Source organism: Haloprofundus halophilus (assembly GCF_003439925.1).
GTDB classification, from domain to species: domain Archaea; phylum Halobacteriota; class Halobacteria; order Halobacteriales; family Haloferacaceae; genus Haloprofundus; species Haloprofundus halophilus.
In genome coordinates, this window is sequence record NZ_QQRR01000006.1 from 1 (window position 1) to 5,385 (window position 5,385).

Annotated in this window: 1 tRNA gene and 3 rRNA genes; all 4 read right to left on the reverse strand. The window is 56.5% G+C overall.

The window, feature by feature from the left end:
* Positions 1-64: 64 nt before the first annotated feature.
* A 5S ribosomal RNA gene (gene rrf / locus DV709_RS17490) occupies positions 65-186 on the reverse strand.
* Between the two features lie 163 nt (positions 187-349).
* Positions 350-3,268: ribosomal RNA gene (locus tag DV709_RS17495) — 23S ribosomal RNA — on the reverse strand.
* A gap of 224 nt (positions 3,269-3,492) precedes the next feature.
* A tRNA-Ala gene (locus tag DV709_RS17500) sits at positions 3,493-3,564 on the reverse strand.
* Positions 3,565-3,714: 150 nt separating this feature from the next.
* Positions 3,715-5,187, reverse strand: a 16S ribosomal RNA gene (locus DV709_RS17505).
* The 16S, 23S and 5S rRNA genes sit together here with 1 tRNA gene alongside, the layout of an rRNA operon.
* Positions 5,188-5,385: the final 198 nt, after the last annotated feature.

The following is a 5,385-nucleotide window of genomic DNA, read 5'->3' on the forward strand; positions in this document are numbered from 1 at the left end:
GTTCGAAATAGAAACGCCCGCGGAGCGGTGCTGTCGCTCTGCGGGTGGTGGATGAAGTATGAGTGGCAGGCGGCGAGAACGTGTTTCCAGAGGCTCGCGCACTCCAGTAGTTGCGTTCACGCTGGTGAGCTTAACTTCCGTGTTCGGGATGGGTACGGGTGTTACCTCACCGCTGTGGCCGCCTTAACGCCGACGAACGGAGTCGAACCGTTCTCGCTTCCAAAGTCGGTCTTGCAAGACGAATGTCTTGGGCTTACTCGAACCGTGTTGTACGTGCAATCCAGTAAACGCCTGGACCCGTTCGACGGTCGAACGAATGCAGCGTCTGAAAACCGCTATACCCATGCGGTATGAGTGATGGCTGGTCTGTTAGTGCTCGCGGGCTGAACAACTCGTTGCCTCGTTGCGTACACCCCGAGTCTATCGAACTCGTCTTCTACGAGTGACCTTGGTGGTATCTCTTTTCCATGTGGGTTTCGAGCTTAGATGCGTTCAGCTCTTACCCCGTGTTGCGTGGCTGCCCGGCAACTGCCCTGTCGGACAACCGGTACACCAGTGGCAACCAATCGTAGTTCCTCTCGTACTATACGATCGTTCACGTCAGATACCTCGCACCCCCAATAGATAGCAGCCGACCTGTCTCACGACGGTCTAAACCCAGCTCACGACCTCCTTTAATAGGCGAACAACCTCACCCTTGCCTGCTTCTGCACAGGCAGGATGGAGGGAACCGACATCGAGGTAGCAAGCCACCGGGTCGATATGTGCTCTTGCCGGTGACGACTCTGTTATCCCTAAGGTAGCTTTTCTGTCATCGACGGGCCCCATCTATGGGCCTCGTCGGTTCGCTAGACCACACTTTCGTGTCAGCGACACTCGTTGGGAATGTCACTGTCAGGCTCTCGTTTGCTCTTGCGCTCTTCTTCGGGTTTCCGACCCGAATGAGAGAACCTTCGGGCGCGCTCGATATCTTTTCGAGCGCGTACCGCCCCAGTCAAACTGCCCGGCTACCGGTGTTCTCCTCCCGGAGTGAGAGTCGCAGTCACTGACGGATAGTATTTCAATGGTGCCTCGGTGGCCCGCTAGCGCGGGTACCTGTGTAACGGCTCCTATCTATGCTGCACATCAGCGACCACGTCTCAGCGACAGCCTGCAGTAAAGCTCTATAGGGTCTTCGCTTCCCCTTGGGGGTCTCCAGACTCCGCACTGGAATGTACAGTTCACCGGGTCCAACGTTGGGACAGTGACGCTCTCATTGATCCATTCATGCAAGCCGCTACTGAAGCGGCAAGGTACTACGCTACCTTAAGAGGGTCATAGTTACCCCCGCCGTTGACAGGTCCTTCGTCCTCTTGTACGAGGTGTTCAGATACCTGCACTGGGCAGGATTCAGTGACCGTACGAGTCCTTGCGGATTTGCGGTCACCTGTGTTGTTACTAGACAGTTGGAGCGTCCGAGTCACTGCGACCTGCCCTGTGAGGGGCAGGCATCCCTTCTTCCGAAGGTACGGGACTAACTTGCCGAATTCCCTAACGTCGGTTATCCCGACAGGCCTTGGCTTTCTCCGCCTGAGCACCTGTGTCGGATCTCGGTACGAGTATCACGCTCGTCTTTTCACGGGCCCGAGGTTGGATCGACTTTCGCTGTCTCACCGTTCGTCCGCTTCGTGCCATGACGGCTTCCACGGAGTTTAGTGATTCGACCGGACGACTGTCCGGCTCGATCTACCCCCAGGCGTCGACTTTGAGTGGTGATAGCACTGGAATATTAACCAGTTACCCTTTTGTCCCATTCGAGTTACGGTGGGACTTAGGATCGGCTAACCCTCGGCTGATTGGCAGTGCCGAGGAACCCTTGCTCATTAGGCCGTCGGGGTTTTCACCCGACTCTCGCTGCTACTGTGACCAGAATTTTCGTCACTGAGCGGTCCACGACGAGTTCTCACCCGTGCTTCCACCCGCTCAGAGTGCCGACCTACTGGATTACTCTGTAAGAGTACCGCCGGGTCTCGGAAGTGGACTTGAGCCCCGATCATTTTCGACGCCTCAAACCTCGGCCGGTAAGCTGTTACGCTTTTCTTAGAGGGTTGCTGCTTCTAAGCTCACCTCCCGGCTGTTTAGGGCTCGAGACTATCTTCGATTGCACTTAGTCCACATTTTGGGTCCTTAACCCAGCTCTGGGTTGTCTCCCTTACGGTCCACAGGCTTACCCCGCAGACCGGACTCCCAACGTCTACGACGTCTGTAAGTTCGGAGTTTGACAGGGAGGCCGACTCCTCTCGGAGGCGGGTCTCCCAATCGGTCGCTCTACCTCACAGACTATCTCAGTTGAGGTCATGCTTCGACATGTTTCGGTCGGAACCAGCTGTTGCCGAGTTCGATGGGCCTTTCACCCCTACACATGGGTCACGAGAGGGTATTGTAGGACACCAACTCTAACAGGCCTCCACGTGGCTTTCGCCACGCTTCACCTTGCCCCCGTGTAGATCACTCGGTTTCGGGTCGTACCCACTCGGCTCCCCGCCCTTGAAGACGGTGGCCCTCACATCCGAAGATGCTGCGGCCGTATCGGTTTCCCTGTGCCTTCCTCGATAATCGAGTTAGACTCGCCGAATAGGTACACTCTCTGGTTCGTTTTTCAAAACGCACGACGCGACATCGGCTCTCCACGAGTCCTACTGCGGAATCGCTTCCGGGTCGTTTATCGTGGAGCCTTTCATGCCCCGTCGTTCCATCGCCACCTGATTTCAAGCTCTATTGCACGGTCCTTCTCGGAGTGCTTTTCAGCGTTCGCTCACGCTACTTGTTCGCTATCGGTCTCGAGGAATGTTTAGTCTTGGCTGAGGATGCCAGCCATGTTGACGAGGGATATCCGACCCCCGCTACTCTGGAGTTGACCCACGACCGCTCGTCGACGATACGGGGTTGTCACCCTGTATCACGCTTCGTTCCAGAAGACTTCTCGTCGATGATTGGTCGATGGTGGTCAGTCCGAACACCACATTGCCCGTGAGGGCTTCGGTTTGGACTGTGTCGTCTTCACTCGCCGTTACTAACGACATCGCGGTTTGCTTTCTTTTCCTGTCGGTACTAAGATGTTTCAGTTCCCGACGTTCCCTATTGCGCGTGGCAATTGTGAAGGGATTCCCATTAGGAGATCCTCAGTTCTTGGCTTCCATGCAGCTCCCTGAGGCTTATCGCAGCTTGGCGCGTCCTTCTTCGGTTCTCGAGCCGAGCTATCCACCAGATGGCAAAGTAGCCATACGATGGTATAGTGATGGACACTGTAATCCGTTCGAGCTAATCGAACGGGTCCAGTGGACGTCTGGATTGCACGTACACACGGTTTCATGACACGTGCCGGAGTGAATGGTCACGTGTTCAACCCTTCCCACCCGCGCTTGCACGGGGTGGTGCATCGGTCTTGCTTCGGAGTTGAATCGAGTGGCGTCTCCCACTTAAGGGACACGGTCTTCGATTCACTCCGAGTGATGGACCCACAGGGATTCGAACCCTGGGCATCCTCCTTGCAAAGGAGGCACTCTACCACTGAGCTATGGGCCCACTCCCAGTCGTCGAATTGAGTCGAGAGCTGGGAGCGTCTTTGTGGAGCCAACGTAGTTCTGAGGTGCCCGACCGAGCGATGGTCGTCGGCGATCTCGGACGTGTGCAATGAAAGGTGTGCCAGGCGCGTCGGCCTGGTCACGGGTCAGTAGGAGGTGATCCAGCCGCAGATTCCCCTACGGCTACCTTGTTACGACTTAAGCCCCCTTGCGAAGCCCAGATTCGACTACCGTGTGGTAGCCTCATCCGGACCTCACTCGGGTGCTTTGACGGGCGGTGTGTGCAAGGAGCAGGGACGTATTCACCGCACTCTTCTGAAATGCGATTACTACCGAATCCAGCTTCATGTGGGCGAGTTTCAGCCCACAATCCGAACTACGACCGGGTTTCTGAGATTACCGTCCTCTTTCGAGGTTGGAACCCTTTGTCCCGGCCATTGTAGCCCGCGTGTTGCCCAGCACATTCGGGGCATACTGACCTACCGTTGCCCGTTCCTTCCTCCGTGTTAGCCACGGCAGTCTCCTTAATGTACCCAACCACCCGGGGGTGTTGCTGGCAATTAAGGATGCGGGTCTCGCTCGTTGCCTGACTTAACAGGACGCCTCACGGTACGAGCTGACGGCGGCCATGCACCTCCTCTCAGTAGCTCAACATAGAGGTCATCAACCTGATGATCATCGCTACTGTCGATGCTGGTGAGATGTCCGGCGTTGAGTCCAATTAAACCGCAGGCTCCTCCGGTTGTAGTGCTCCCCCGCCAATTCCTTTAAGTTTCATCCTTGCGGACGTACTTCCCAGGCGGCCTGTTTAGCGGCTTCCCTACGGCACAGCACCCACTCGTAGTGGGTGCCACACCTAACAGGCATCGTTTACGGCTAGGACTACCCGGGTATCTAATCCGGTTCGAGACCCTAGCTTTCGTCCCTCACTGTCGAGTCCGTCTTCCCAAGGTGCTTTCGCCATCGGCGGTCCGTCCAGGATTACGGGATTTCACTCCTACCCCGGACGTACCCCTTGGGTCTTCCGGCTCCAAGCCGTGTAGTTTTCACCGGACGTCCATCCGTTGAGCGGATGGATTTCCCGATGAACTTACGCGGCCAGCTACGGACGCTTTAGGCCCAATAAAATCGGTCATCACTCGAGCTGCCGGTATTACCGCGGCGGCTGGCACCGGTCTTGCCCAGCTCTTATTCGTGAACCTCCTTACGGTTCACAAAAGCGAGGACTGTATGCCCTCGCACTCGGGGTCCCCTTGTCGCACTGTCGTGCAGTGTAAAGGTTTCGCGCCTGCTGCGCCCCGTAGGGCCCGGAATCTTGTCTCAGATTCCGTCTCCGGGTTCTTGCTCTCACAACCCGTACCGATTATCGGCACGGTGGGCCGTTACCCCACCGTCTACCTAATCGGCCGCAGCCACATCCTACAGCGCCGGAGCGTTTCTGGTACTCGGCATTCCAGCGTGAGTACGGTATGAACTATTAGCCTCAGTTTCCCGAGGTTATCGTTCTCTGTAGGGTAGTTTGGCCACGTGTTACGGAGCTATCCGCTACGAGTCTGAACTCGTACAACTAGCATGGCTAAATCGGACCCCGATAGCAATGACCTCCGGCAGGATCAACCGGAATGTTCCTGACCCGAATGGGTCAGGGGGTGGCGGGATTTGCTCCCTGACGGGAGCGAATCACCGTTATAGGTATTGCATGGTCCGAGTTCGATGACGGGACCGTCGGTCGGTCGGGTGTCACCGAACTACGTTGGCTCACATCAGATTCCGTCTGTACGGCGGACCGCAGGGGCGGAATCCTCATTTCCTTCGGACCTGA